Annotated in this window: 24 protein-coding genes and 1 pseudogene; 21 read left to right on the forward strand and 4 right to left on the reverse strand. The window is 48.6% G+C overall.

Translation table 11 applies throughout. The features are described 5' to 3' along the window. Window positions 1-79 precede the first annotated feature (79 nt). The gene (locus DW965_RS09165; protein WP_022463049.1) at window positions 80-460 is read right to left on the reverse strand and encodes a 4Fe-4S binding protein; all 381 of its coding nucleotides are present in this window, start codon (window positions 458-460) and stop codon (window positions 80-82) included. Window positions 461-773: 313 nt separating this feature from the next. On the opposite strand from DW965_RS09165, the gene DW965_RS09175 reads away from it, so the two are divergent. The 7 genes from DW965_RS09175 (at window position 774) to DW965_RS21205 (ending at window position 5820) form a co-directional block, all read left to right on the forward strand. Further along, window positions 774-1430 (forward strand): hypothetical protein, encoded by a 657-nt coding sequence (locus DW965_RS09175; protein WP_119198310.1) that lies wholly within the window; start codon window positions 774-776, stop codon window positions 1428-1430. A 234-nt stretch (window positions 1431-1664) separates the two neighbouring features. Beyond that, entirely contained in the window at window positions 1665-1922 is a 258-nt protein-coding gene (spoIIID, locus tag DW965_RS09185; RefSeq protein ID WP_055220903.1) for a sporulation transcriptional regulator SpoIIID, read from the forward strand. 86 nt (window positions 1923-2008) lie between these two features. Further along, complete coding sequence (locus DW965_RS09190; RefSeq protein WP_117813453.1) at window positions 2009-2755, forward strand: copper homeostasis protein CutC; 747 nt, start codon at window positions 2009-2011, stop codon at window positions 2753-2755. A 38-nt stretch (window positions 2756-2793) separates the two neighbouring features. Next, window positions 2794-4053 carry a M20/M25/M40 family metallo-hydrolase gene (locus DW965_RS09195; protein ID WP_119198312.1) on the forward strand — a complete coding sequence of 420 codons (1260 nt, stop codon included), beginning with the start codon at window positions 2794-2796 and terminating at the stop codon, window positions 4051-4053. Window positions 4054-4094: 41 nt separating this feature from the next. Beyond that, on the forward strand, window positions 4095-4997 hold the full coding sequence (locus DW965_RS09200) for a nucleotidyltransferase family protein (protein WP_119198313.1): 903 nt from the start codon (window positions 4095-4097) through the stop codon (window positions 4995-4997). A 98-nt stretch (window positions 4998-5095) separates the two neighbouring features. Continuing rightward, entirely contained in the window at window positions 5096-5578 is a 483-nt protein-coding gene (locus DW965_RS09205) for a glycosyltransferase family 2 protein (protein WP_330415141.1), read from the forward strand. Beyond that, a complete protein-coding gene (locus DW965_RS21205) occupies window positions 5521-5820 on the forward strand; it encodes a hypothetical protein (RefSeq protein WP_330415140.1) in 300 nt (99 codons plus the stop codon). Before DW965_RS09205 ends, DW965_RS21205 begins: the two co-directional genes overlap by 58 nt. A gap of 178 nt (window positions 5821-5998) precedes the next feature. Here the strand turns inward: DW965_RS21205 and DW965_RS09210 are convergent, their stop codons facing one another. Then, entirely contained in the window at window positions 5999-7036 is a 1038-nt protein-coding gene (locus DW965_RS09210) for a hypothetical protein (RefSeq protein WP_117813394.1), read from the reverse strand. A 562-nt stretch (window positions 7037-7598) separates the two neighbouring features. Between DW965_RS09210 and DW965_RS09215 the strand changes: the two genes are divergently transcribed. Together DW965_RS09215 and DW965_RS09220 are read left to right on the forward strand one after the other, a co-directional pair. Next, window positions 7599-7805 carry a hypothetical protein gene (locus DW965_RS09215; RefSeq protein ID WP_117813392.1) on the forward strand — a complete coding sequence of 69 codons (207 nt, stop codon included), beginning with the start codon at window positions 7599-7601 and terminating at the stop codon, window positions 7803-7805. Then, the gene (locus tag DW965_RS09220) at window positions 7805-8572 is read left to right on the forward strand and encodes a cell wall hydrolase (RefSeq protein ID WP_119198314.1); all 768 of its coding nucleotides are present in this window, start codon (window positions 7805-7807) and stop codon (window positions 8570-8572) included. The genes DW965_RS09215 and DW965_RS09220 overlap by 1 nt, the downstream gene beginning before the upstream one ends. Window positions 8573-8808: 236 nt before the next feature. On the opposite strand, the gene DW965_RS09225 is transcribed toward DW965_RS09220, so the two are convergent. Next, on the reverse strand, window positions 8809-10005 hold the full coding sequence (locus DW965_RS09225; protein WP_158582829.1) for a nucleotidyltransferase domain-containing protein: 1197 nt from the start codon (window positions 10003-10005) through the stop codon (window positions 8809-8811). A 287-nt stretch (window positions 10006-10292) separates the two neighbouring features. On the opposite strand from DW965_RS09225, the gene DW965_RS09230 reads away from it, so the two are divergent. From DW965_RS09230 to DW965_RS09285, 12 genes and pseudogenes are all read left to right on the forward strand, one after another. Continuing rightward, a complete protein-coding gene (locus tag DW965_RS09230) occupies window positions 10293-10562 on the forward strand; it encodes a PqqD family protein (protein ID WP_158555018.1) in 270 nt (89 codons plus the stop codon). Between the two features lie 48 nt (window positions 10563-10610). After that, complete coding sequence (locus DW965_RS09235) at window positions 10611-12788, forward strand: NAD-dependent epimerase/dehydratase family protein (protein ID WP_119198316.1); 2178 nt, start codon at window positions 10611-10613, stop codon at window positions 12786-12788. Beyond that, window positions 12788-13741 (forward strand): hypothetical protein, encoded by a 954-nt coding sequence (locus DW965_RS09240; RefSeq protein WP_119198317.1) that lies wholly within the window; start codon window positions 12788-12790, stop codon window positions 13739-13741. The genes DW965_RS09235 and DW965_RS09240 overlap by 1 nt, the downstream gene beginning before the upstream one ends. Window positions 13742-13784: 43 nt before the next feature. Further along, a complete protein-coding gene (locus tag DW965_RS09245; RefSeq protein WP_119198318.1) occupies window positions 13785-15767 on the forward strand; it encodes a hypothetical protein in 1983 nt (660 codons plus the stop codon). Between the two features lie 47 nt (window positions 15768-15814). Beyond that, entirely contained in the window at window positions 15815-16090 is a 276-nt protein-coding gene (locus tag DW965_RS09250; RefSeq protein WP_147398783.1) for a hypothetical protein, read from the forward strand. A gap of 89 nt (window positions 16091-16179) precedes the next feature. Further along, entirely contained in the window at window positions 16180-18048 is a 1869-nt protein-coding gene (locus DW965_RS09255; protein ID WP_119198320.1) for a DUF2194 domain-containing protein, read from the forward strand. Window positions 18049-18056: 8 nt separating this feature from the next. Then, window positions 18057-19507 (forward strand): annotated as a pseudogene (gene pelF, locus DW965_RS09260) (GT4 family glycosyltransferase PelF). A 35-nt stretch (window positions 19508-19542) separates the two neighbouring features. Beyond that, window positions 19543-21015, forward strand: a complete 1473-nt coding sequence (gene pelG / locus DW965_RS09265; RefSeq protein WP_119198321.1) for an exopolysaccharide Pel transporter PelG — start codon at window positions 19543-19545, stop codon at window positions 21013-21015. Beyond that, window positions 21012-21395 carry a DUF2304 domain-containing protein gene (locus DW965_RS09270; protein WP_117510144.1) on the forward strand — a complete coding sequence of 128 codons (384 nt, stop codon included), beginning with the start codon at window positions 21012-21014 and terminating at the stop codon, window positions 21393-21395. The genes pelG and DW965_RS09270 overlap by 4 nt, the downstream gene beginning before the upstream one ends. Then, window positions 21392-22483 (forward strand): glycosyltransferase, encoded by a 1092-nt coding sequence (locus DW965_RS09275; protein ID WP_243036541.1) that lies wholly within the window; start codon window positions 21392-21394, stop codon window positions 22481-22483. Before DW965_RS09270 ends, DW965_RS09275 begins: the two co-directional genes overlap by 4 nt. A gap of 120 nt (window positions 22484-22603) precedes the next feature. Further along, on the forward strand, window positions 22604-23434 hold the full coding sequence (locus tag DW965_RS09280) for a glycosyltransferase family 2 protein (RefSeq protein ID WP_117510142.1): 831 nt from the start codon (window positions 22604-22606) through the stop codon (window positions 23432-23434). Next, window positions 23367-24755 (forward strand): DUF4874 domain-containing protein, encoded by a 1389-nt coding sequence (locus tag DW965_RS09285; RefSeq protein ID WP_158582831.1) that lies wholly within the window; start codon window positions 23367-23369, stop codon window positions 24753-24755. The genes DW965_RS09280 and DW965_RS09285 overlap by 68 nt, the downstream gene beginning before the upstream one ends. Here DW965_RS09285 and DW965_RS09290 read toward each other — a convergent pair. Next, window positions 24710-26113 (reverse strand): DUF4832 domain-containing protein, encoded by a 1404-nt coding sequence (locus tag DW965_RS09290; protein WP_119198323.1) that lies wholly within the window; start codon window positions 26111-26113, stop codon window positions 24710-24712. The two genes, DW965_RS09285 and DW965_RS09290, sit on opposite strands and share 46 nt — an antisense overlap. Window positions 26114-26283: the final 170 nt, after the last annotated feature.

A 26283-nucleotide genomic window follows, 5' to 3' on the forward strand; every position in this document is an offset into this window, starting at 1 on the left:
GCATTTTTATGTTTATGTGAGCAATGAGTCAGGATCTGTGCTTACATGAGATCCTGGCGGTATCTAAGAGTTCGGATCATTATTCGTCCACAACTTCCAGTACATCCATCGGGCAGGCTTTCGCGCAGATACCGCAGGCGATACATTTGGAAGCCGGATTTCCCTCGGTTTTTACGATCAGGCCAAATGGACAGGCCTTCGCACAGGCTCCGCATCCCGTACATTTTTTCTTGTTGATCATGTAAACGCCCTTCGGGTTCTGGGTGATGGCGCCTTCCGGACAGGCCTCGGCACATTTACCGCACTGCGGACAGGCGATCGGGCGAACAGCCTTTTTCTCTACGATCTGCAGACATGCCTTGTCCGGATCAAATACCTTATAAAATGCCTCAGAACATGCTCCCACACAGGCAAGACAAGCCATACAGGTACTGCCTTTTTTAACTTTCAGTTTTTTCATTTGTTTTATCCTCCGCTTAAAGTTTGTGTTTTCCTTATTCTACCATTTTTGACATTTTTTCTCAACGATATTTCCGGAATTTGCCATCTTTTTCCTGCTTGCGGTTTTTCTTCCGTTTCGCATGGCTTTGCACAGATACAAAAAATCTTAAGAAAGCAGACGGAAAAAAAGCAGTTTTTCTTCGGAAAATATACAAAAAGAAAAATCGGAAATTTGTTATGATGAAAGAGAAGAATGTACTCTCAAGCATCTCACAAAATCAGAAATGGAAAGATTTTGGGAGTACACAATAAGATCGGGAGGGGGATTTTTCATGATCCGTGAAAGCAATACACTGACATGGCAAGAGACGGCAGAACGAAAAAAGATGATGCGAAGAAGAGAAAGAGCACGGAGACGAAAAAGAAAGGTATGGCGGATCCGCGGGCTGCTATTGCTGTTCGGCTGTCTTCTGTTTTTGGGCGGTGTGCGGCGCTTCCGACAGAATCCGATCCAACGGTATGCGAAAGCAAACGGCATTTCAATGGATCAGTACCCGGAGGAGCTGTTGTCGCTTTACGAGAGAAACAATGAGACGGAGACGTTCGTCGAAGAATATCCGTTGAAAAAAGAGGAGGAGCCGGAGATTGACCTGAGCGACCTGTCATCCGCATCGGAGGTTCCGCTTCTCTTGCAGTGGGATCAGAGATGGGGCTATCACCGATATGCCGGTGAAGTGATGGGATTAAGTGGCTGCGGACCGACAGCACTTTCCATGGTTGCCATTTTCATGACCGGCGATATCACAAAAAATCCGCGCTGGGTCGCCGATTTTGCCTCACAGAACGGCTATGCCGTAGACGGCAGCGGAACCGCCTGGTCTCTGATGCTGGAAGGAGCCCGGCAGATCGGCCTTTCCAGCAAAGAATCCCTGTGGAACGGGAACGGGTGGAAAACAACCTGCAGGCCGGAAACCCCATCATTGCCCTGATGGACCCGGGGAGTTTACCAGCAACGGTCATTTTATCGTTCTTACCGGATTGCAGAATGGCAGACTGAAAATCAACGACCCAAACAGCAGAAAAAATTCCGAAAAAACCTGGGATATCGATCAGGTGCTGGAACAGACAAAAGCGGTATGGGTATATTACAAATAATAAAATAGAAGACATACCCATCAAAGCCTCCGAATACACTGTAAAAACAGCGTCTTCGGAGGCTTTTTGTGAGGGACTATATCGAAGAGCGTGCTGTGGAGACAGCAATTTACATGATTGAGACGAAAGCGACCGTACGGCAGACGGCGAAAAAATTCGGAGTGAGCAAAAGTACCGTGCATAAGGATCTGACATCACGTCTGGTACAAGTGAATCCGGGTCTGGCGGCAGAGGCAAGGAAAATTCTGGATGTGAACAAGTCTGAACGCCACATTCGCGGCGGCATGGCAACGAGAGAAAAATATCTGCATCAGAAGCAGAAGTGAACGAAAGTGAACCAAAGAAGCTCTTTCCTAATTGCCTCAAATAGGGTATGATAGAGAAAGAAAATTACGAAAACAGAGGGAATTTTATGAACGATTATATCCTGGAAGTCTGTGTGGACTCGGCGGAGTCGGCGCTTGCGGCGGCAAAAGGCGGGGCAAGCCGGCTGGAGCTGTGTCAGAATCTGGTGATCGGCGGAACAACGCCGGGTTCGAAGCTGTTTGAGGTGATCCGCAGACAGACAACCATTCCGATTCATGCATTGATCCGCCCGCGGTTCGGGGATTTCTGCTACACCCCATATGAATTAGAAGAAATCCGCGAGGAAGTCGCGATGTACCGCGAACTTGGTGCAGAGGGCGTTGTGGTCGGTGTGCTGAAAGAGGATGGAACGATGAATATGGCGGCAATGGAACAGCTGATGGAGGCAGCCGACGGCATGTCCGTGACGCTGCACCGCGCGTTTGATGTCTGCCGCGATCCCAAAGAAGCGCTTGAGCAGGCGGTATCGCTTGGTATGAACACCATTCTTACCTCCGGTCAGCAGAACAGTGCGGTAAAAGGAGCAGAGCTTCTCGCCGAACTGCAGCGCCAGGCGGCGGGACGCATCCGTATTCAGGCGGGCGGCGGTATCTGCGCGGATGCGATCCGCGAGCTGTATCCGAAAACCGGCGTGACCGCCTACCATATGTCCGGAAAAATCGAACTGGCGAGCCCGATGCAGTACCGGAAAGAAAATGTGAACATGGGACTTCCATCCTTAAGCGAATACACCCTCTACCGCACGGACGTCAAAGCCGTACGCAGCGCGAGAGTGGTACTGGAAGAACTTTAAGAAAATAAAAAAAGAAAAGAAAAGGACATAACATTATTATGAAAGCAAATACCATCAGCGGCCAGCGGCAGTATGCGTTCGTCAGCCAGTTTAACTACATCCGCGAAGCCGGAACGGAAGGCGAAGAAAAAGCAGCCTGCCGGATCGAAAAAGAACTTTCTGAAATCGCAGAAAAATGGGGGCAGGGCGAATTGCAGATCCGCCGCGAGCCGTTCGAGATTGAGACATGGCAGGTTGACGAAGCTGTCTTTACGGTCACAGAGCCATATGAGAAAACATACACCGTCCGCGGCTGCTTCGCGGCAGCCAATACCGCTCCGGAAGGCGTGGAGGCACCATTCCTCTACGTAGAAAACGGCGACCCGGTCAGCCTTTCCCATGCAGAGGGGAAAATCGTCCTGATCAACGGCGGTGCCAATGCAGAAAACTATGAAAAACTGGAAAAAGCAGGAGCCGTCGGATTTCTGATCCTGACCGGAACGCCACTGGACAAAGATGAGGACCGTCTGCCGGACTACCGCACCCTGCGCGGCGTAAAAAATCCGAAACTGCCGTGCGCCGTCATTCATTATCTTGATGCGATGGAACTGGTAGAACGGGGAACGAGCCGTGCACGCCTCGTTTTACAGCAGAAAAAAATCAGGAGAACGTCGAAAAATATCATCCTGCGCATCCCGGGAACCGAGCAGCCAGAGGAAATCCTGACGCTGACGGCTCATTACGATTCCGTTCCGCAGGGACCTGGTGCATACGACAACATGGCGGGCGCAGCGATCATCATGGAGCTGGCACACTACTTCGCCGAAAACCGCCCGAAACGGACACTGGAATGCATCTGGTTCGGCGCGGAGGAGCTGGGTCTCTGCGGAAGCCGGGCGTATGTGAAAGCGCATGAAGCCGAGCTGGCGCAGCACCGCTTCAACATGAACGTCGACCTCGCCGGACAGGCCATCGGCGGAACCGTGCTTGGCGTGGCAGCAACGAAAGAGGCATGCGACGCGATCATGGAGCACTTAAAACAGGCGGACAAAGGCGTATCGCTCATCAACAACATCTGGAGCAGCGATTCCAACACCTTCGCATGGAAGGGCATCCCGGCGATGACGCTGAACCGCGATGGTTTCGGCATGCATACCTGCCACGATACGATCGACTGGATCTCCGCCTGGTCACTGAACCGGAGCGCCGGTGTCCTGGGCGAAATCGCCGAGTATCTGGCGGATGCAGAACCATTTCCATTTGAAAGAGAAATCCCGGCAGACTTTGCGGAGAGATTAAAAGTTTATTTTGGAGAATAAAAAGGAGAGAACATCATGAGCAAAAACCAGTATTAGTCATCATGGCAGCAGGAATGGGAAGCCGTTACGGCGGATTAAAACAGATTGATCCAGTTGACCCGTACGGAAATATGATTATCGACTTTTCCATTTATGATGCAAAACAGGCAGGTTTTGAGAAAGTCATCTTTATCATCAAAAAAGCCATCGACGAGGCATTCCGCGAGGGCATCGGCAAGCGAATTGAGAAATACATGGATGTAGAGTATGTTTACCAGGAACTCGACGTTCTCCCGAAAGGCTACGAAGTGCCGGAAGGCCGCGTCAAACCGTGGGGAACCGGTCATGCGATTCTCTGTGCGGCAGAAGCCATCGACGGCGCACCGTTCGCAGTCATCAATTCCGATGATTATTATGGAAGAACGGCATTCGAGGAGATCTACCGTCAGCTGACAACCGAGCAGGACGGCGCGACCTATCAGTACGCGATGGTTGCCTACGACCTGTACAAAACCCTGACCGACAATGGCCACGTAGCCCGCGGCATCTGCACCGCAGACGACCAGAACCACCTTGTCGGCATTCATGAGCGCACAAGAATCGAAAACCACGGCGGACAGGCCGAATACACCGAGGATGACGGCGCAACCTGGACCGGACTGCCGCAGGGAACCATCGTTTCCATGAACCTCTGGGGCTTCACACCGAGCATTCTGATCGAGCTGAAACGCCGCTTCCTGCCGTTCCTCGAGAATGTATACAAAACCAACCCGTTAAAAGGCGAATACTTCCTGCCGTTCGTTGTCGATGAACTGCTGCAGGAGAAAAAAGCGGAAGTCACCGTACTCCGCTCCTATGATAACTGGTACGGCGTAACGTACAAAGAAGACAAAGAAAATGTCATGGCAGCACTGCAGAAATTAAAAGACGAGGGCCGTTATCCGCAGAAACTGTGGGAAGAATAACAAACGAACGGTACTGGGAAATTTTCTCCATGAGTGCATCTTTCGCAATGAAAAGAAATCCTGTATAATGGATGGAAGGAAATGCAAGGAGAATACCAATGGATACCTTATATATTGTAATACCAGCCTATAATGAGTCGGAAAATATCAAAAGAACGATCGAGGAATGGTGTCCCGTCGTGGAGAAGCATAACGGCGGCGGTGCGTCCCGTCTTGTGATCATCAACGACGGAAGCCGCGACGATACGTATGAAATTGCTTCAGCAGAGTGCGAAACCCACCCGTTGCTCACCGTGCTGACGAAGCCAAACGGCGGCCACGGTTCCACCGTTCTGTACGGCTACCGCTATGCACTTGAAAACGGTGCGGACTATATCTTCCAGACCGATTCCGACGGTCAGACCGATCCGGAGGAGTTCGAAAAGTTCTGGCAGATCCGCGAGGCTACGACGCCATTTTCGGAAACCGCACAAGCCGCGGCGACGGCTTTTCCCGCGCTGTCGTGGAAAAAGTGCTGTGCGCGGTGCTCTGGACCTATTTCCACGTATCCGTGCCGGATGCAAATGCCCCGTTCCGTCTGATGAAAACAGACTACGTGGCCGAGTATCTGCCGCTGATGCCGGAAAACTACAATCTGCCGAACGCACTGCTGACTGCCTTCGGAGCGTATTTTCACCGGAAAATCCGTTTCATCCCGATCAGCTTCAAGCCGCGTCAGGGAGGAACAAATTCCATCAACATCCGTAAAATTGTAAAAATCGGCCGTCAGGCGCTGCACGATTTCTGTGAGATTCAGAAAGCGGCTGCGAAAAAAAGAGGATAAAAAATAATATAAGAGAAGGAACGTATCCCATGTTTCATGAGATACGTTCCTTCTTTTTGTATGCTTATTTTTTATTATGGACCTTATTTTTAATAGAAGCGATGCGATCTTTTCTGATTCATGGAATCCTTTAGTGCCAGAAGTGATTCGATCAGGATCAGAAGCAGGATCACAGCGATCATGACTGCGAGGATCTGATTTGTTCGCTGATGGAACCAGGAGCCGATTCCTGTGTGTGCAGTCTGTGTATTCTCGGTCTGTGCGGCATTTTCAAGAGCTGCAGTTTCCGAAGTAATAATCTGTGCATCCGGGTCTGTTGTTCTGACAGATGGTACAATCTGCGTTGCGGCTGGAAGCTGGCTGGAAGAAGTAACAGCGGATGCGGTAACTTCCGGGTGATGGTGGAAAGATCAACTTCTTCGTCTTCTGTAACAACTGCGCTGGCAATCGGTTCTGCTGCGATCGGTTCGGATGCAGGAACCTGTTCCGGTGCGGTTTTGGATGCAGGAGCTGCGGTTTCCGGAAGAATATTTTCCTGTGCCGGCTGTTCCGAAGCAGATGGCTGTACCACGGTTGGGGTTTCTGCCGGTGCGGATGGCTGTTCCGGAACGGATGGTTCTGGAGCGGCCGGTTCTTCCGGAACTTCCGGTGCAGATGGCTCTTCTGGAAGAGATGGCTCCGGGTCAGTTGCCGGTGTTTCCGGGATTGCGGTACAGTAAACAAGAGAAGTCATCGCCGCCGAAGAATCCGTAATCACAACGGAACCGCCATTGGAAACGGCCTGTCCATTAACATAGAAGGAAATCTGATCCATATCCAGTGTGTAGCCAGGTTCCGTAACCATCGATACGGAGAACGTTCCGTTTACTTCCTCGACCGGTTCGCTGTTCTGATACAGGACATAGGAACCATCATCGGAAAGATATGACATGGTGACCGGCGCATCCATTGTGGAATCCTGAAATGTCAGGGCAGCATCGGTAAAAGCAAGGGCCGCCTGATCGGTGTTCAGATAGAATTCCAGGTCCTGTGCATCGTAATGGGTGAAGTGAATGGTAATTTCACCGGCGTCTGTATTTTCTGCACTTGGAACTGTCTCGGCTGCTGCCGAATACGGAGCGGAAAAAAATAATCCGGCCGCCAGGAGGCCTGCCATTCCGAATCTCAGAATCAAATTTCCTGTGTGTTTTTTCGTTGTCTGTGTGCTGTGTAACATATGACATCCTCCTTTCACCTGATCGGTTTCTAATGTCGGTCTGTTTTATTTTCCTGCGGTAAGTTTCACGTATAAATTGAAAGAAAAATAATTGATAAAATATAAATTTTCTTTCTTTTTAAAGATTATACCATATGTAGAAAGAAATATCATGTAAAAATAAAAAGTTAAAAGAAAATTTGAAAATGCGTCAAAAGTGGAAAAGGTTTGTAATGCATGTCGAAAAATAGAAAAAGAACTGTCACAATTTCTTAAAAAATATTTGCGGAAAAAGAGGGCAGAAAGGGCAGAATGTGAAACAAAAGCAAAATAAAAAGAAGGAAACAAGACACGGAAAAGTATTCCAGGCAGGCCGCATGCAGAAGAAAAAGTGGGAATAAAAACCGATCCAATTCGTCAAAAAAGCGGAAAAGTGGTGAAAAATTGTGGGTTCTATGAAAAAAACGATGGGAAAAGACAGGAATGTTGTCGAAATATTCTAGTTGACAAAAAGATGTAACACTGGTAGAATCGGTTTGTAACAAGTTGTAACAAAAACGTAATAATTGTTCAGGAGGTAAGTATGACATTCAAAAAAAGTTATGTGCCGGGCATCCTGGGGAGCGTGCTCACACTGACTGTCATCATGGCTGCACCCGTAAAAGCAGAGACAAAGGAAGAAACCATTTTAAATAAAACAGACTGGAGCACAATGGCTGCAGCAAACGTAGAAGGATATGTCAACATCCGCAGCGAGGCAAACGCAGATTCCGAGATCGTCGGAGTCTGATGCCGGGCTATGCGGTTACTGTAACAGAAAAAGGAGACGAGTGGAGCAAGATCTCTTCCAATGGTGTAGAAGGCTACATAAAGAATGAATATCTGGTATTTGGGGAAGAGGCAAAAGCACATTACCGCAATATGTGCGGTATCACCGGAGTTGTTCAGGCGGACAGCCTTCGTGTCCGTGAGGCAGCATCCACAGATTCCGCGCAGGTTGGAACACTGACACAGAATGGTGAAGTCAGCATATTCGGCGAAGAGGCTGACTGGTATCAGATCCAGTACAGCGGAAGCAGCGCATACGTTCATGGAGACTATGTGACACTTTCAGAGGAGTTAAAAGGTGCTGTTTCCATGGAGGAATACCAGGCATCACAGGCCTGTGCGGCAAGCAGCGCAGCAGCAGCCTCCACAGCAGGCAGTGCATCGGTAATTTCCGCAGACAGCAATGATGTGGCAATGCTTGCAGCACTGATCGAGTGCGAGGCAGGCGGCGAGAGCTACACAGGAATGGTGGCAGTCGGAGCGGTTGTAGTAAACCGTGTCAACAGCGGTTCCTTCCCGAACAGTGTTTCCGGCGTTATTTATCAGGGTGGACAGTTTACACCGGTTGCGACCGGAACCTTCCAGAGCGTGCTTTCCCGCGGAGCAAGAAGTGACTGTTATGCAGCTGCACAGGCAGCACTTTCCGGCGAGAGCCCGGTTGGCGGATGCCTGTATTTTAACAGCGGCTACGGCAGCGGAATCCAGATCGGATATCAGCATTTTTATTAAAAACAGGCGTGGAACCTTCGCAAGGGGATAGGCGGAGAGAGCATGCATTTCCATAGATTGTGATCGGTTCAAAGTCATGAAAAATGAGATGGAATCGACGGTATAGAAAAAAGAGTAAGTGAACAAGGGGAGACGTTCACTTACTCTTTTTTTACTCTGAAACAAATACTACCGGATAGTCAAAAAGTGCAGACTATCCTTATGGAGTTTTACAGGAAATGTTGTTGGATTTCCAGTTACGGGACATCGTTATTTTCAAAAATTTTCAACAGCTTGGTTTTCTGGTTATCGGCGCGGAAGTCTGCTAATGTCTGACGCAGTGTTGTATGGCGGACGCGGTAGGTATTGGAGAGAAAACAGAAAAAAGTGATTCCCCAAAATACCGGCCAGAGTAACACACATTTATGAAGCTTGGAAAATCGAAGCTTCATCTGAACATGCCCTTCGTGGAACCAGGCACGGACACCGGCGTGCCGGTAAGAGCCGCGGCTTACGATTTTCCGCTCCGTGTCACTGCCAAAGTCGCCGTCTGCGAGAATTTGTTCCAGAAAGGCAGCACAGTCAGCGGCAGAAGAACGGATCTGCGGGTCAATCGAAGCGGAAAGACCGAAATAAAGATGGCAGGATCCGAGAATCAGCTCATAAAGATGAAAAATTTTTGATTCCCGGCACCAGGAGTGGATTTTCTCAAAATCAATCTCAGATGCATACTGCTTCAGATACAAGGTAAAATCGCAGAGCAGACGGCTGCCGAAACCACTGTAGAGATAGTGTTTGAGCATATGGTGCAGCATATAAAATACATTTTCCGTGGGCGGAAGAACAGGATAGGTTTGACCGTAAAGTTCCACGAAAGACGGCTTCAGATGATCCGGGGAGAAGATCTCATCTATCAGCTCGTTGGCACGGGCAAACTGATAGATGCCAACGATACGGTAATGGAGTTCCAGGGTAAAGGAACGGCCGGTTTCCGGAAAGGTAAAGCGGTAGGTAACATGATGATCACTGTCTTCCGGCTCCTCTGTGTATCCATTCGTCTCGAGAATACGACAGGCACGGGAAAAAGCCTCTTTTTCGGGAATATAAAGGTCCAGATCTCCCAATTTTCGGTATTCGGGAACAGGATAATTGGCAGCGAGGCTCATACCCTTTAAGAGGAAACAGGGAATCTTCTCTGCAAGGAGGAGCGAAAAAGTAAGGCGTGTGAAATGTTCCAGCTGATAATAGGAGAGCAGCATCTGTTTTGTCTGCTGTTTTATCCCGGAAAACGATGGCTGCTGTTCAAAATAAGGCACAAGAAAAGGAAGTGAACAATGTTTTTCTGCCAGACGGTACAAAGCAGCGGTATCCACCCCATCGAGTGGGATCGGTTCAGACGAATCGGTGCATAAATTTTTCAGAATCTGTAGATAAACGGTATCAAGCGGCTGCATGAGAGACTCCTTTGAAGATTTTTTGTGAAAAGAGAGATATGGTTCAGTATACCACAAAATGCCGAAATTTGAGCGATAAAATAAAAAAATATTACAGATAACGATAAAAAATAAAATAAAGTTTACAATGAAATAAGTTGAGGCTATAATAAATCTGTCAGTACAGCATTTCATAAACAGCTGTATCAAACACTCAGACAAGTGTAGGGTATAGTCATTTTGAAATGTTCTGGAATGATGGCCTTTCCCAACATCGGGAAGAAAAACGTAAGTGAATGGAGAGAAAGATGACCAGAAAAGGTGAGTTTGTACTCAGGCAACTCGCAGATGAATATATTCTGATTCCTTATGGGACAACGACAGAAAAAATGAATCGGGTACTTACCCTAAGTGAAACTGCGGCTTTTATTTATGAACAGACAGGTGATGCCGCGTCTGAGGAGGAGATTGCCAGACGGCTTGGAGAAGCTTATGATGTGCCGGCGGAGGACGTGCAGGAGGATGTAAACGCCGTGCTGCAGACATTGCAAAATTGTGGGGTTCTGGAGTGTGCCTGAAAAACGAAAAATCATTTTCGTAATCTGCAAAAACGAAGAGGATAGTATATGATAGTATTTTTGGTCGGTGGCGAGAGCAGACTGATGGATGATCTGATTACCAAGATGGAAAAAGAAGGACATAAGACGTATCTGTTAACGGGAAAACGGGACAGAAGAGGAAAATACCGTCGTGTCTTTGAACGCTACGATTTTCCTTATGACAGTGAGAGTGTGCAGGAAATATTCTCGAATGTCAATCCGGATCTCGTGCTTTTTCTCGGCGCCTATGATACAAATTATGACTGGAGTGATGCGAGAAAAGAGTCTGTCCGCTATACGGCGGATCTGACCAATATTCTGTCGGCGTATGCATTTAAGCAGGATGGCCGGTTTATTTATTTGTCGTCTGAAGCAGTTTATGGCCGTTCCTACAGCAGTGATATTCACGAAACGGAACCGGCATCCGCGAAAAGCTTTCAGGCAATGGCGCTTCTGCAGGGAGAAAACATCTGCAGAAGCTACCGTGATACCAGAGGGATGGACACGCGGATTCTTCGTTTTGACCATATGTACGGCATTCCGCGAAAAGGAAAAACAGACAGAAATCCGTGTTTTTGGATGACACTGGAAATGCTGAAGACGAATCAGATCGCAGCCAACAGCAGAACTGTTTTTTCCATGATTTACCAGGATGATGCCGTTGCGTTTGCCTATCGCGCAATGATGGAGGAGAGTCCCAAATATCCACTGTACCATATCACATCCGGTGAAGCGATCACACAGATGGATCTGGCGGAGCTGATCCGGCAGAACGCAGACGGCGTGGAGATCCGTGACGATACAGTCGGTGAAGGTTTCCGTCTTGTGCTGGATGGCAGCCGGTATCAGGAAGAGTTTGACGGAAGGATTTTTGTCCCATATGAGAAGGGCGTGAAAGCCGTTGTCACATATATGCAAAAACACAGCAGCTCATTTCTGCAGCGTGATGATGCGGGGGCGGGTTGGGGAAACCGGGTATGGAGTCTGTTGTGCCGGATTTTCCGTATGCTGGTTCCGTACATCGAAAATCTGATTTGTTTTATCCCATTTTTTATGATCAACAACCGTGTAGTCGGCAGCCAGTATTTTTCAAAGCTGGATGCGTACCTTCTCTATGTGTTGCTGTTTGCCATCGTATATGGTCAGCAGCAGGCGATTTTCTCGGCCCTGCTGGCGACTGTGGGCTACTGTTTCCGCCAGATGTACCATCAGAGCGGACTGGAGGTGCTGATGGACTACAGTACCTACATCTGGATGGCACAGCTTTTTATCCTGGGAATGGTTGTCGGTTATATGCGGGATCAGATTCTCCAGATTAAAAAGGATGATGAAGAGGAGATCGGGTATCTGCGCGGACAGCTTGGCGATATGACGGAGATCAATGACAGCAACGTGCGCATGAAACAGCTTTTTGAGCTGCAGCTTGTCAACCAGAAGGACAGTCTTGGAAAAATCTATGAAATCACATCGTCGCTGGAACGCTACGGCGCCTATGAGGTGCTTTTCTATGCGGCGCAGACGATTTCGAAGCTGATGAATACAGAGGATGTGGCAATTTATACCGTCGCCAACCGCGTCTATGCGCGTCTCTTTTCGTTCACATCACCGACAGCGCGGAAAATGGGAAATTCCATCCGCTATCCTGAGATGGAGGCAATGTATGAAGACCTCAAAGAGCATCGCGTTTACATCAACAAAACGATGGATGAGCGCTATCCGCTGATGGCGCAGGCTATTTATGCAGAAGATGAGATGCAGATCATCCTGATGCTGTGGGGACTTCCGTGGGACCGCATGAATCTTGCGGAATCCAACCGTCTGACGGTCATCAGCTATCTGATCCAGAATGCAGTGGTGCGGGCAAACCGCTATCTGGAAGCGCTGCACGAACACAGGTATCTGGAAAACAGCAAAATTCTCGAAAAAGATGCCTTTACGCAGCTGGTAGCGGCATTTTTCGAGGCGAAGCGAAACGGTCTGACAGAATGCTCACTGGTTCGGATTGTGTGCAGCAGCGAAGATTATAAAAAAGCAGGTGAGATTCTGGAACAGAAGCTGCGTCAGACGGATTATATCGGGATCCTGGATGGCGGGCTGCATGTATTGCTTTCCAATACCGATGAAGAAAATGCGAAAGGTGTGATCTTGCGCTTCGGGGAAGAGGGTCTGAAAAGTATCCTTGTGAACAGGGAGGTGGCAGCGTGATGAGCCATGAAACCCTGACTTTTGTGGTTCTGTGGATCGTCAATGCCCTGATCGCCCTGATCTATCTGCTGATCGGAGCTCTGGTTTATGTCCCGGTGTGTGATTTGAAACAAGAGCAGGGAGAAGAGGTGCAATACGATAACCGGAGAGCCTTTTTGATCCGTTTTATCGTCATGGTGCTCTGCCCGGTCGTCGGTCCGGCGTTTTTTCTGTGCAGTTATCTTCTTTTCAAAACCGTATTCCGTCAGGCAGTCGATCTGGAGGATGTTGTGTTTGGTAAGGAACGTGTGCGGACACATCTGAAGGCGGATGAGGAGCGGGAGCGCAACATAGCACCGCTCGAGGAAGCACTTGCCGTCAGCGATAAACGGAATCTGCGTATGCTGATGCTGAATGTGATCCGCGGCGATCTGCAAAAATCGCTGGAATCGATTACTATGGCACTGAACAGCGAGGATTCCGAGACATCGCATTACGCCGCATCGGTGCTCTGCGATGAATTGAACAAGTTCCGCTCACAGGTACAGAAAATGTATACCGGGATGCAGCAGGAAGGCGAAGAAGAGACGGATTACGAGAAGATGATGCTCGACTATATGAACAGAGTTTTAAGCCAGAAAGTCTTTACAACTCTGGAGCAGACGAAGTACGTCAAGATGCTGGAGGAGGCCACAGAATCGCTGTATCGGAAAAACAGAGAGCGGATCTTCGTAAAACAGTATGAGGGGCTCTGCCTCAGACTTCTGGAACTGAAAAAATTTCCAGAAACTGAAAAATGGTGCCGGCGTCTGGTACAGCAGCATGGAAATACACTGGAGGCGTATACGTGTCAGTTAAAGCTGTATTTTACCATGGGTGAAAGAGAAAAGTTTTTTCAGGTGATGCAGGAACTGAAACAATCGGACGTTATTATCGATAATGAAACGCTGGAGCTGATCCGCATTTTCAGTTAGAGCGTGTTTGAAAAATCATTTCCGCGAAAGGAGGGACGAAGAGATGTCCATGAGATGGCTGACAATTTTACAATTTCTGGAAATTTTTGCTGCCTATGGCATCGTAACCCTGTTTCTTCCATGGCGGATCCTTGGGAAGAGGTTTCATCGGTTTTCCGTTGCAGAACAACTGATCGCGTATTTCTTCGCAGGGAATTTTTATATCATTTATCTCGTTTATCTGCTGCAGTTTCTTCGGATCAGCAGCCGTGTGACGCTGCTCCTCGGAACTGCAGGGCCATTCCTTTTTATCTGGATCTGGAAAAGAAAAAAACAGATCCCGGGAGCAATGGAGAGCCTGCTGGTGCGGATCGAACGATTGCTTGATGGAGAGCGGGGCAAAAAGACATCTCTGGCGCAGCTTCGGAGAACCGTTTACGAGCGGTGTTTTCGGGGAAAACGAAAGCAATGGCTGCATGCGCTGCCGGAAATAGCAGTGCTGCTGGCGGCAATTGCAGCGATCACGTATGTGTACGGACCGAATATGGTGGAAACGTTCGGCTACAAAGCAAGTGATATTCCGGTGCACAATTACTGGATCAATGAGCTTGAGCGGAATAATATCTGGGTTGCGGGCGTGTATCCGTATGGACTCCATATTGTGATTTATTATCTTCATATGGTGTTTGGAATTCCTACCTATGTGTTGCTGCGGATTTTCGGCGTGGTGCAGACATACTTTGTATATCTGGCACTGGTCGCGGCGCTGAAAATGGTGTGCAGGGGAAGGTTTACGCCGTATTTCGGGATACTGTTTTATGTGATGGATATCTTCAACTGGAGTACGTACGCCCGTTTTGAAAGTGCACTGCCGCAGGAGTTCAGTATGATTTTTGTCCTGACCTCTGTCTGTATGGCGATCCGTTTTTTTCAGGAATTTGCAAAAGAACGGAACGGAAACTGCCGCTGGTATCTGGTACAGTTTGCGATTGGATTTTCGCTGACGCTGACCGTTCATTTTTACGGTACGATGGCTGCAGGCCTGTTTTGTATTGGCGTTGCTGTTGGCTTCTGCTTTCGTTTTTTCCGGTGGAACTATTTCAGAAGAATCCTGATTACGGGAATATTAAGCGTCCTTCTCTCAGTCCTGCCGATGGCGGCGGGCGTTGCGATGGGAAAGGGGCTGCAGGGATCGCTGTACTGGGGAATGAACGTCATTACCGGTGATAAAAAGCAGGAGGATGCGGACACAGCAGGTACTTTATCACAGGACGGTGTATCCGACAGTCTGACGGCCGGCGAAAAAGAAAGCAGCGGCAACACAACCAAGAACGGTGAAACCGGTTCTGTGCTCAGCCAGTCCCGGATAGAAGAGCTGCGAAAAGAGGCAGAAGAAAGAATACAAAAGCAGCAGAAACCGCTGGCGGAGAGGCTCAAAGAAAAAGGATCGGCAGTGCGGGAAAGCATCCGTATCAATGTCATGAATGTAAAACCCCATATGGCAGAAATTACGCTGGGAAGTATTGCGGTTTTGCTGCTTCTTGGTATTTTCCTGTTGGTGCTGCGGGAGAACGGTTTTGCGGGAGCTGTTTTGTCTGCGGCTGTTTATCTGCTATGCATGTGTTCTTTGCAGTGTGCATCGCTGCTGCATCTTCCGGCGCTGATGGATGCCAACCGCTGCGGCATTTTCCTGTGCTATGCCATCTGCTTTGCCTGGGCGCTTGGCGTAGATGCAGTGGTGTATCTGGCGATACGCTGGTGGAAGCGAAGATGGCTTGGCGAGATGGCTTCCCTCCTGACACTTGTGACGGCTGTAACAGTCGTTTTATCGCAGGGTCTTATAAGAGAGCCGGTAAAAGTCGGAGCGCTGGAAGATAACGGAGCCATGGTATGCGTTACCAATATCTTGCGGGAAAATAAAGATTTTACATGGACAATCTGTTCAGCGAATGATGAGCTTCGCATGACAGAATTTTATGGATATCACTATGAGACCATTACCTTATTAAATCAATTGAAAGATCTGGGCAGAATCCGGAGATTATAATACCAACGAAATGTGTGTATTTTTTTATTGAAAAAATACCAGTAAGTGTGGATGGGAGTACAGGACATGAGGAGGTAACTGAAGAAGGAGCCAAAGAACCGATACCGGGAGGCTCGGGAATTCTTCCTTATACCAAGGAATCCCGCTGGATCACGATGAGCCATATGTATGAGTGGGCACAGAGGTTCCAAGAGCTTTACCCGAATGAAATGGAAGTTTACTATGAATCCGACAGCTTTATCTGCTATCGCCTTCAGCAGAACGTTAACAGTTCATACAACCTTGCGATTGATTATGGCTACAACAACCCAATGCCAAAATAGAGCAGACAGGAAAAAACAAAGAGACAGACAGGGCTGGAAAAACTGAAATTTCAACAAAAAAGACTTGATGACAGAAGGAGGAAGAAAAAATGGTTTCCCGCAGAACTTTTGCAGCAATCACAATGCTTATGGCAATCATCCTCTTTTTGTTTCAGGGTCTGAATCTGGCAAAGGAAAAACTGAACCACTATGAAAAAAATGCGTATGCGGCAGAGAAAGAAGATCTGGAAGATGGCAGCGGCGCATTTGGAACAGAAGACGCATCCGGCGAGAAAAACATAACAGGAAGCCGGGGAACGATCGTCTATATCGGAGAAGCCGAGGAGCATTCTGTGGGGGCGGTTGTCTGTGAATGGTGCCGGTATATGAAGTACGAAGCAGCAGTTTATCCATCCATGCGCAAATATGAACAGGCAATGGAGAAGAAAGGTGCAAAGCAGCCGGAGATGATTGTAGTGAATTCAGAAAGCATCGACTGGACCGCCTTAAAGGATGTCATAGATTTGCAGGACAGTGTGGATGAGGGGATCCATGTTGTGTTTGCAAATCTCCCGGAGGTGTCTGTGATCCGGAAAAATCAGAAGCTGCGGGAGCTGCTTGGAATTGCAGAAGTAAAAGAGGATTCTACAACCGTAACGGGGTTGGATCTGTATGACAATCTGATGCTCGGCGGAGAAAATATTTACCGGGCAGAAAATAAGGAAGAAGAAAACAGGCAGGATCTTAAGCTTACGTTTCCATGGTTTAAGCTTGGAGATGGAACCAAAACTTATATGAAAGGCTTTCCGGAGGATCAGACGCTGAAAACCCAGGATTATCCGGTTGTGATCTGGCGGAAAAATTTCGGGACAGCCAGTGTATTTGCCGTAAATGGAGATTATATGGGGGATGAAACCGGGCTGGGACTGCTGACGGGAATGGTGTATGAAACCAGAAATTATCTGATTTATCCGGTTGTAAATGCGCAGAATCTTGTTGTGCAGAACTTTCCGTCACTTGCGGAGGAAAATACGGACAAAATGCAGGAGATTTACGGAAACGGAACAAAAGGTGTTAACCGCGATATTGTCTGGCCGTCGATTGCAGCAATCTATAGAAAAAATCATTTCGGTCTTACCTGTATGGTGGCACCAAAACTGGATTATGATGCTCCGGCAGAAGCAGATGGCGAGCTGCTGCATTATTATGCGAAGCTGCTCAACGAAGAAAAAGGCGAGATGGGACTTTCCGGTTTTACAGAATCCGAAACATCCGTAAAGGAAAAATTAGACGAAGATCAGAGCTTCATGCAGAAAAATCTTTCGGATTTTTACTTTTCCTCCTTTTTCAGTGGAAACCTGAGTGAACAGGAGATGGAAACAGCTTTACAGCAGTCTGCTCTTGGGAGTGTCCGCACCGTAGTTAAGAGCAAAGATACGGCTGGCGATCTGGTCAGCTACCTGGATGCACAGACGACACAGCAGAAAATTGTCACGGAAGATACCGGACGTTTTACCTATCGTTCCTGGATGAAAATGAAGAGTATTGAAAGTGCGCTCGGCTATGCCAGTGTAGAGCTGGATTTAAGCAGAGTGATTTATCCGAAAACAGAGGAGGACCGCTGGGAAAAAATCGTCAAAGAATTTGCCTCCAACCTCGGAACCTACTGGCAGCCATTTTCCGGATTTGACGGTACCACGGTTTCCACCTGCGATTCCAGAATCCGCACCTTCCTGAACTTACGCTACGAGGACGAAAGAGAGGGCGACACCATCACCTTAAAGACCACGGGAACAGAGAAAACTGCGTACTATGTGATTCGGACACACAATGAAAGCGTTGAAAAGGTCACGGGCGGAACGGCAGAAAAGCTGGAGGATTCTGCATGGCTGATCCGCGCGGAAAAGAGTGAAGTAACGATTACACTTCGTGCATCCGACCGGCGGTATTACTATGAAGAGGGGGTGAAAAACGAATGAAAGTCTGTATGGTAGCGGAGGGCTGCTATCCCTTTGTGGTAGGCGGTGTTTCCAGCTGGGTACACAGTCTGATCCAGCTTTTCCCAAAAACAGAATTTATCATCCTCGCCATTGCGGCAAACCGTTCCCAGCGCGGAAAGTATGCGTATGAGCTGCCCCAAAATGTCTCCGCCGTCTATGAACTCTATCTGGACGATGTGGACTGGGGCGGAAGTAAAAAACGACATAAACATCGGCTGAAGAAAGAGCAGTATCAGGCACTTCGAAGTCTGCTTCTTGATCAGGATATCGAGTGGAATGTCCTGTTTGATCTGTTCCGGAAAGAAGATGTTTCCCTGAATGCGCTCCTGATGGGAGAGGATTTTCTGAATGCCGTGAAAGAGTGCTACAACCTGAAATACAGCCAGATCGTTTTCTCTGACTTTTTATGGACTATGCGCTCCATCTATCTGCCGCTGTTTCTCACAATGCAGACCGAGCTCCCGAGGCGGATCTTTATCACTGCGTTGCAACCGGCTATGCCGGCGTGCTTGGCGCCATGGCAAAGCATTTCTATGGAAGCCGTCTCCTGATTTCGGAACACGGTATTTACACCCGGGAACGCGAGGAGGAGCTGATTAAAGCGAAGTGGGTTGCGGGAATCTACAAAAATATCTGGATTGACCAGTTCCGGAAAATGTCAAAGCTGGCGTACAACGAGGGAACTCTGATTACCTCCCTGTTTGAGCACGCGCGGGAGCTGCAGGTTGAGCTTGGCTGTCCGGTGGAAAAGACGATGGTCACACCGAATGGAATCCGTGTGGAAAATCTTCAGAATATCCCGGGAAAGACCGAAGAGGATACGGGAATGGTGAACATCGGTGCAGTTCTTCGTGTCACACCCATCAAGGATGTGAAAACGATGATCCAGGCATTTGCCTTTGCAAAAGAGCGCGACAGAAGACTGAAGCTCTGGATCATGGGACCATGGGAGGAGGACCGGGAGTATGCCGAGGAATGCTTCCAGCTCGTATCGGATCTGGAAGTTCCGGACGTGGTATTTACCGGAAGAATCAATATCCGGGATTATCTGGGAAGAATGGATGTGACGATTTTGACCAGCATCAGCGAAGGCCAGCCGCTGACGATTCTGGAGAGCTATGCGGCACACAAGCCGGTTATTGCGACAGATGTCGGAAACTGCTATGGTCTGATCTACGGTGAGAGCGATGATTTCGGCGCAGCCGGAATAGTTACGCATATCATGAATATAGAAGAAATCGCACAGGCAATGCTGGATATGGCGGCCGGTGAGAAAAAACGCCTCGAAATGGGAGAAACCGGATACCGCCGTGTTATGCAGAAATACCGTGTGGAATATATGCAGAAAACATACTGGGAGATTTACCGCGATTTTGCGGAGCAGATGGGCCAGAAATGGCAGGAGGAACCGGTAAAGCTGCCGGAAAAACAGAAATAAAATAAACACCGCAAGGTGGAAAGGGGATAGATGGCATGGCAGGAATCGGCGTTCGCCTGAATCGGATTTTTGAAAAAAATACCATTACGACAAACCTGATTGGATTCTCCTACAGTACCGTTGTAACGATTGCGCCGATGATGGTTGTCATTCTCAATCTGATCTTAATGGAAGAGCTGCTTGAATTTTCCAGTGTCGGCTATGCCACGCGTGAGCTGTTTTCCTGTACGATTCTCTATATCTTTATTTTTGCGTTACTGACGGCATCACCGTTTAATGCGGTGCTGTCCCGTTATATGTCCGACGTGATCTACGAGGAACGGTATCAGGACATCCTGCCGTGCTATCAGATCGGAATGCTTCTGAATATCGGATTGAGCTGTCTGGTCGGCATTCCGTTCTGTCTGTGGGAGCATTTTGTCGGGAAGGTGTCAACGGCGTATGTATTTTGCAGTTTCTGTGGCTATATCAGCCTGGTGCTGGTTTTCTATTCCATGATTTATCTTTCCATCTGTAAGGATTATCAGAGGATTTCACAGTATTTCTTCTTTGGAATGCTGGTTGCATTTGTCCTGGCATTGATTCTGCATTTCCTCATGAAATGGGAAACGACGCGCAGCATGCTATTTTCCCTGACGGTTGGATTTTTTGTGACGGCAACACTGGAAAACGCCCTGATCCGGCGGTATTTTGTCAAAAACAGTAACCGCTACCGGCCGGTGCTGCAGTATTTCAGAAAATACTGGAAACTGATTTTTTCGAATTTTCTGTATATTCTGGGGCTGTATATCCATAACTTTGTGTTCTGGACAACCGATATGCGGATGGAGCTGGTAAAGAGCTTTGTCTGCAATCAGCCATATGACATGGCTTCCTGCCTTGCCATGTTTACCAATCTCTCGGCATCGATTATTTTCATTGCGCGCGTTGAAATGCGTTTCCATGAGAAATACAAGCTGTATTCCGAGGCGGTGATTGGCGGAAAGGGAGACGATATCGAAAATGCAAAAAAGCGTATGTTCCGCCAGCTTTCCAGTGAGTTGATGACGCTTGCACGCCTTCAGTTTATGATTTCCGTTGTGATATATCTGATTTGCGTGATTTTCCTGCCGCAAGAAGGCTTTTCCGGCATGACCATGAAAATTTATCCGTCCCTTGCAGTTGGATATTTTATTCTGTTCCTTATGTATGCGGAAATCATTTTTCTGTATTATTTCGATGACCTGACCGGCGCAATCCTGACGGCGATTGTGTTCTGTCTTGTCACCTGGATCGGCAGCCTGATTGCTACCCATCTGCCGGCCGTCTGGTATGGGGCTGGGGTCATAGCAGGATCGTTTGCAGGATGGAGCGTGGCGTTTGTGAGACTGCGATGGGTGGAAAAAAATATGGATGCGCACGTTTTCTGCCGCGGAAATCTGATCAGGCACGGGAAAGGAAAGCGCCCGTCCGGTCTGGTATTTCAGAGGGCAGAAGAGCAGAAACAGAAGGAAGAGATGAAACGATGAGTACAGCGACAATTATAAAGGTTTGTGTGATCCTGGCAGGGCTTGGGATTATGGCAGTGACGTTTGTGCTGCATGCGAAAAAGAAACTGACGATAAATCTGGCGGTTACCTGGGAGCTGCTTGGCCTTGCGGCAATCTTAAGCGGTGCGGTTCCGAAGTTCTCCGGCTGGAGCAGCCGCTTAAGTCTGGGAAGTCTGGCGGTGCTGCTGCTTACCGGGTTCCTTGTCGTGTGGGGCATGTATCAGATGACAATACAGATTTCTTCTCTGCTGATGAAAAATCAGGAACTGGCAATGCAGGTTTCTTTGCTGAACCAGGAGAATGAGAGAATCATAAAAGAGCTGGAACGTCTGACAGGAAAGCAGGCAAGAGACTTATGAAAAAAATACTGTTTGTAATCAATACGCTTGGCCGTGCAGGAGCAGAAACCGCTTTGCTGGAGCTTCTGAACCATCTGGATACAGAGAAATATGAAATTTCGCTGTATGTACTGCTGGGACAGGGGGAAATGATTTCAAGGGTGCCGCCGGAAGTTCATATAAAAAACAAAAGGATCTGTGAGGATTCCGTACTCTCCGGTGCAGGACGGCGAAAACTGCTGCAGACATCGGTGATGGCATTGTTCCGGCACGGACACACCATGGAAAAAATCAGGTATCTGATGAAGAATCTGCGCGTGATGAAGAAGGCGGGGAAAATTCAGCCGGATAAACTGCTCTGGAGAGTCCTTTCGGACGGGGCAGACCGGCTGGATGAAACCTTTGATCTGGCGGCTGCTTATCTGGAAGGCGGCTCTGCTTATTACGTTGCGGATCACGTGAATGCAAAGAAAAAAGCTGCATTTGTCCATATTGCTTACGGCGATTCCGGATATACACGGGAAATGGACCGCGACTGCTACGAGAAAATGGATGTTATCTATACGGTTTCCGGGGAGACACGCCGCCATTTCCTGGAGTTTTACCCGGAGTATGAAGAAAAAGTGCAGGTTTTTCACAATATCATAGACAGAGAGCGGATCGAGAGAGAGGCTAAAAAGCCGGGTGGCTTTTCGGATTCTTATGACGGTGTCCGTATTTTAACGGTTGGAAGGCTGGCACACCAGAAAGCATATGATATCGCCATTCTGGCAATGAAACAGATCAGAGATGCCGGATACAAGGCGCGGTGGTATGTTGTGGGCGAAGGTCCAGAACGGAAGGCTCTTGAAAAACAGATTGCAGAGCTCAGACTGCAGAAGGACTTTATTCTGCTTGGCATAAAGGAAAATCCGTTTCCCTACTATGCACAGTGTGATCTCTATGTACATGCGACACGGTTTGAGGGGAAAAGCATTGCCATTCAGGAGGCCCAGGCGCTTGGCTGTGCCGTGATTGCGTCAGACTGTGCAGGAAACCGTGAGCAGATAGAGGATGGAGTCGATGGTCTGCTCTGCTTGCTGACCCAGGAGGCATTGCCCGGAAAATAGAAGAACTGATCGATGATACCGAAAAAAAAGAGCGGATTGTGGCGGCAGCAAAACAGAAAGGGAACGGACAGACAGAGGAAATTTGGCGGCTGCTGGATCTGATGAAGTGAGGCGGGAACTATGGAGCAGAAAGAAGTATTACTGATTATTCCGGCATACAACGAAGAAAAAAACATAGGAAAAGTGATGGATCAGCTGGCACAGCCGGAGATCGCGGAGCTGGTAGATGTACTGGTTATGAACGATGCGTCCTCCGATAACACAATCTGGATGGTAAAACAGCGCGGCTATGCGGTAGTAACGCATGTTTTCAATCTCGGTTACGGAAGCGGTCTGCAGCTTGGCTATAAATATGCGATCCGCAGGGGCTACCGGTACGTGATCCAGATGGATGCGGACGGTCAGCATGATGTATGCAACATTCGAAAAATTTATGAAAAACTGAAAGAAAAAGATACAGACGGAAGAACACCGGATATTGTGCTGGGATCCCGTTTTATGGATGGAAGCGCAGAGTTTTCGGTAGGCTTTGCAAAAAAGCTGGCATTCCGCCTGTTCCGGCGTATGCTGCACATCGCGACGGGAAGATGGATTGCAGATCCGACGACAGGACTGCAGGGGCTCAGCCGCAAGGCAGTGCTTTATTATTCAAAATACAATCATTTTGATGACAAATATCCGGATACCAACATGATCACACAGATGATGCTGCTTGATTTTAAAGTGGTTGAAATTCCGGCAGTCATGCATATCCGGACCTCGGGAACAAGCATGCATTCCGGGCTGAAACCCATCTGGTATATGACGCGGATGTTCTACAGCGTACTGGCCGTGATTTTCCGGTGTAAGGTTTTAAAGATGGATGCGGGAGCAGGGCGAAAAGATGTGGAAAGAAAAATGGAACCGTTTTCTGAAAAAGCAGAAAACAGCACAGAGCGAACCGGCGAGTGATCCCGCGTTCTCTCGGGCAGATTTTGCAGAGTGTAAAGGTGCGGTACAGAATCCGGGCTGCGGCTGGTACCATTTGTATACGTTTGATGCGGCAAAAACAGACGAACCCCTGTATCTTGCCTGTAAGGAAGAAGAGCTTGTACTTCTGCGGATTGGGATCGGAGCATTTCGAACCGGCAGGATCCCACAGGAGTCGATGGCGTGGGTGCGGAAAATTCTCGCATTTTTCCGGGACCAAAAGAAGGGAATGATCCTTCGGTTTGCCTATGATCTGGAAGGAAAAGGATTGGAACGCGAGCCGGGCAGCATCAAAACCGTACAGGAACATATGCGGCAGCTTGGCGCGGCAATCCGGGAATTTTCGGAAGATATCTATGTTGTGCAGGGAATCCTGATCGGAAACTGGGGAGAAATGCATGGATCCCGGTATCTGACACCGGACGGGTTCCGGACGCTGGTTCGGACTATGCAAGATGCGCTGGAAGGCGCCTGTCCGCTTGCGGTGCGCAGACCCTCCCAGTGGCGGGAGCTGGCAAGAAACTTTACAGAAGAAGAGAAAAAATATCTGACTCTGTATAACGATGGGATGTTCGGATCGGAAACCGATCTTGGTACATACGGTACTCTGGCGATGGAAACACCGGAGCAGGAGCCGCAGAGCCGTGGGGCGGAACTTGACTGGCAGAGAACGGCAATGCGCGGCCGTTTTTGCGGCGGCGAGGCAGTACAGCGTGCAGCCGGAGAAGAGAATGTTTCGGCAGAGGAAGCAATCAGGGATCTGGAAAAGATGCACATTTCCTATCTGAACAGTACGTATGACCTGCAGCTGCTGGAACAATGGAAAAAAGAAACCATAAACGGTGTATCCGGCTTCGAAGCTGTGGGAAAACGTCTTGGTTACCGGTTTGTAGTGGAAAATGTGGAAATTCTTTCAGAAAAAGAGAATCGCATGTGGAAAATGGGGGAAGATTCTTCCGGTCAGATGAGCTTGATGCGGATTACCCTGGAAAACCACGGATTTGCCGGGCTGACGGAAGAAGCCGACTGTTTCCTGGAGATAGAAGAGGAGAACAAAAAGCCGGAAAAATACAGGATCCATACCGATGCCAGAGCCTGGCACAGTGGAGATACCACCATACTTTGCCGGCAAATCAAACTGCCTGCGGTGGCAGAACCAAAAAAAATGTTTCTGGCATTATACCGCAGGCGGGATGGGCGTCCGCTCCTGTTCGCCAATCAGAATGCGGAAAGCGGGCGTGTGTTTCTGGGCACGTATCAGAGCAACTTTTCCAGCTTCAGTGTTCCGAGCCGGAATCCGTAAGAATCATGGGAAAACGTGTTGGCAGGCTGGATTTCCCGCCAAAGTGACGGATCGGTCATCCGAAAATATACCGTATAGATTCCCTTTTCCAGTTCACGGAACGGAAGTGAAACCGAAAGCTCTGAGGTATTTTTGGGGAGCCAGAATCTGGAATCCCCGGAAAGTGGGAAGGAGAAAATCCTGCCGTCATCGGAAACCAGGGTGATTTTTACGTCAAGTCTGCGGTAGCCGACGGAAAAGCCGACATTTTCAAGTTCTATGTTCAGCCGGGACTGATGCAGGGCAGTGTTGCGAACCACATAGCGGTAACCCATGTGGCGTGCAATGTAGTCGTAGCCGGAGATACCGTCAAAAACCGAAGCTTCATCGTGGTAAACCGAATTTTTCCACTTATCCAGAACTGCCGGATCATGCTCCGAATTCAAATAAGAAACATGCATCAGGGAGAGATCTGAAAGGGCATGGGCAAGGTCATTGAAGGGATTGTCGAGAATCACCTCGCCGCCGTTTGGGACGAAATTGCAGAGCCTGTTCTGAAAGTCCAGCTCATCCTCGCGCATCCAGGCAGAGCGGTAAGCATCCGCAGAGGCAGGCGTATCTCCGTATGTGCCGGTGTCGTTTGCTGTTCCGAGCATTCCGTCATTGAAAAGCCCGAGGCGGGAGGAAAGTGAGCCGTCAAAAGCAGTTTCTGCGGAAGGCAGTTCTGCCGAGTTCAGAATCTTCCGTCGCTGTACCGGTGTGCGGACGGACAGAAAAATCGAAGGATCGATCACGTCTGCCAGATGCTGCATCAGAATGGAGCAGTCTTCATCGGACAGATGGTCGGAGCCATTCATCTCTCCGCAGTTGCCGACAAAAATACCCTGGATCAGAAAAACACTGTCCGTGTAACGGTTCACAATCGCGGCGGTCTGATCCATGTGGCGCAGAATCTGGTCGAGGCTTTGCGGTTCCGAATCTTTCGCTTTGCCGTCCCAGTCGTACAGAAAGCGCAGAATCATCGAATTTCCGTGTTTCTGCCAGGAGGACAAAATCGTGTCAAGCTGTGCAAGTGCCGGATCGGAAAGATCCTGATCGGCAAACCGGCGCAGATTCAGCTCCAGCATTACAAGTCCGGGTGTCTCTTCGGGATTGGAATCCGGGTCGGGAAGATTGGAGAGTGTATCGTTTCCGAGAACATAGCCGTACATCGAATAAAATCCGATATACGGATTGGACAATTCATCTGCGGATTCCGTACACGCTTCCGGTGTATAACTGACATGATAAAAAGCGCAGATGCAAAGAAAAGCAAACAGGATGAGAAACAACAGGAGCAGAAGCGAGAATAAAATACGGGAAAAAGCTCTTTTTTTCATAAAAATCCTTTCTGATCAGGCAGATATAAACCAGAGCGCGTCTGAAAAATCATTTCCGCAATCTGCAAACTTTTTTCAGACACACTCTAATGGCAAAAACATTTTTGATCGCCTGGTTTTCTGTAAAAACGGTGCCGTATCATTCCATCATACCATTTCGAAACAGTAAA

Origin of the sequence: Blautia sp. AM47-4 (assembly GCF_003479865.1) — a bacterium.
Classification (GTDB): domain Bacteria; phylum Bacillota; class Clostridia; order Lachnospirales; family Lachnospiraceae; genus Fusicatenibacter; species Fusicatenibacter saccharivorans.